The organism is Moorena sp. SIO2C4 (assembly GCF_010672485.1).
GTDB lineage: Bacteria > Cyanobacteriota > Cyanobacteriia > Cyanobacteriales > Coleofasciculaceae > Moorena > Moorena producens.
The window spans coordinates 1-2072 of record NZ_JAAHGN010001217.1; the positions used below are offsets into that span (position 1 = coordinate 1).

A 2072-nucleotide genomic window follows, 5' to 3' on the forward strand; every position below is an offset into this window, starting at 1 on the left:
CCTCAGCCCTCAGCCCTCAGCCCTCAGCCCTCAGCCCTCAGCCCTCAGCCCTCAGCCCTCAGCCCTCAGCCCTCAGCCCTCAGCCCTCAGCCCTCAGCCCTCAGCCCTCAGCCCTCAGCCCTCAGCCTTTAGCCCTCAGCCTTTAGCAGATAACTGATAACTAATAGCACCTCAAGTAGCGTGCCCTTAAGCTGATAGCTGATAGCTGATAGCTGATAGCTGATAGCTGATAGCTGATAGTTGATAGCTGATAGTTGATAGCTGATAGCTGATAGCTGATAGCTGATAGTTTATAGCTGATAGCTGATAGCTGATAGCTGATAGCTGATAGCTGATAGCTGATAGCTAATAGCTAATAGCTGATAGCTGATAGTTGATAGCTGATAGCTGATAGCTGATAGCTGATAGCTGATAGCTGATAGCTGATAGCTAATAGCTGATAGCTGATAGCTGATAGCTGATAGCTGATAGCTGATAGCTAGTTTTATTAGTACTCAAACGGTCCTAACGGCTCATCATCTTCCTCAGACAGGTCGATGGGTTTGTAATCCACATAATCGTTTTGGTCTGAGTAGTTAGAGGATGTTTCCTCCCTTGGGGTGGTACGACGCTTTCTTTCCCTTGAGGCTATCTGTGAGTCATAGTTTTCTGAGTCATAGTTTTCTATAGATTCACGACCGGAACGGCTACGGCGAACGGGTCTGTCTTCTCTATCTCTATCTAGATCTCTGTCTAGATCTCTGTCTAGATCCCGATCTAACTTAGCCTCCCAAGTGTCTACAGATCGTTCTACAGGTCGTTCCACAGATTGTTCCGAAGGACGAGAACGTCTACTACGATATGGTCTGTCTTCCCAATCACTATCTAACTTAGCCTGCCAGGTCTCTCTAGGTCGTTCTGAAAACTGACCATTAGAACGAGGGCGGCGTTTACGCGTCCGCTCTTCTAGCCTAGATTCCTCTGAACTCCCTCGACTCCTTGGTGGACGGCGGGTTTCTGCTTCATAACGGTCTATGCGCCTTTCCCTGGAATCTGCTGTGGGCCGCAAGCGAGGGTTGGAGTATTGCTCCTCTACCGGCTCTAGTTCATCGTATTCATCATAAACATTAGCCTCTTGTGGTTCTTCGCGGTAATAGTTACGGCTAACTGGTCGCTGGCGGTCTTCAAACCCAGCATCTTCCCGGGCTTTTTTAGTGGCAACGCCCCGTAACCGCAGACTTTCCACACCAAAAAATATTGCTGTACCGCTCAACAACAGCTGACTCAACTGCAAAATTGGATCGAGTCGCCATCCCTGAGTCACCAGAATAAAGCCACAAACTACCCCGACCACAGTGAAAAAGATATCATGGTCTCTGGCTAGTTCTGGACGGACCGAGCGCAGGAAATAGAGTCCTGCTCCGGCAAGCATCAAGAATATGCCCAAAAGGCTAGCTGAATTAAACCCAAAATTTACCATTGCTACTCTCCTATGGTCAGTTTTATGGTAGCGAGTTATTGGTCTTACACTCTACTGTAACTGGAGAACAACCATTTTACTCCTGGATCAGGAGAGATTCTGAATACAAAAATTGAGCGGGTTGTGAACCCACTCAATTTCCTGCTATCGAAGCTCCGCCTTACTTCGTTGAAGGCATAGATAGTAGGGATTTCGTTATGAGCGTTGGATCTTATCGCTCTGGCTAAAGACGATTAGTGCCACAGTGGCAGGAATAACCACAATGGCAGTACCCAAAAGTAAACTCCACAAAAAGTTGGCTAATGAAGGTGTCATAAAAACTCCTAGTTAATTTGTAAATCTTGTTTGTGATGCTCCTACACTTCCCAATCGGGTAAGTGTTAGACATGATTGCTTTCCCCCATGCCACTGCCGGTTCCCTATTGGAGCAGAGGTGAGGCTTGGTGAGGGGTGAACTAAGAACATGATACTATTATTGAGAAAGTTTAAATTAAATTAACTACAATCACAAGGACGCCCGTAAGCCACCTACCCACCTAAGGCGGCACGTAAGCTATCAGCTATCAGTTATCAGCTATCAGCTTATGGGTTAGGTCACAGGCTGGAAGCCTGA

2 protein-coding genes are annotated in these 2072 nt (G+C 47.2%); both read right to left on the reverse strand.

Annotation, left to right across the window (positions count from 1 at the left end):
• Positions 1 to 487 precede the first annotated feature (487 nt).
• Entirely contained in the window at positions 488 to 1459 is a 972-nt protein-coding gene (locus F6K20_RS35785; RefSeq protein WP_287252010.1) for a Ycf66 family protein, read from the reverse strand.
• 195 nt (positions 1460 to 1654) lie between these two features.
• On the reverse strand, positions 1655 to 1774 hold the full coding sequence (gene psbX, locus F6K20_RS35790; protein WP_071986908.1) for a photosystem II reaction center X protein: 120 nt from the start codon (positions 1772 to 1774) through the stop codon (positions 1655 to 1657).
• Positions 1775 to 2072 lie beyond the last annotated feature (298 nt).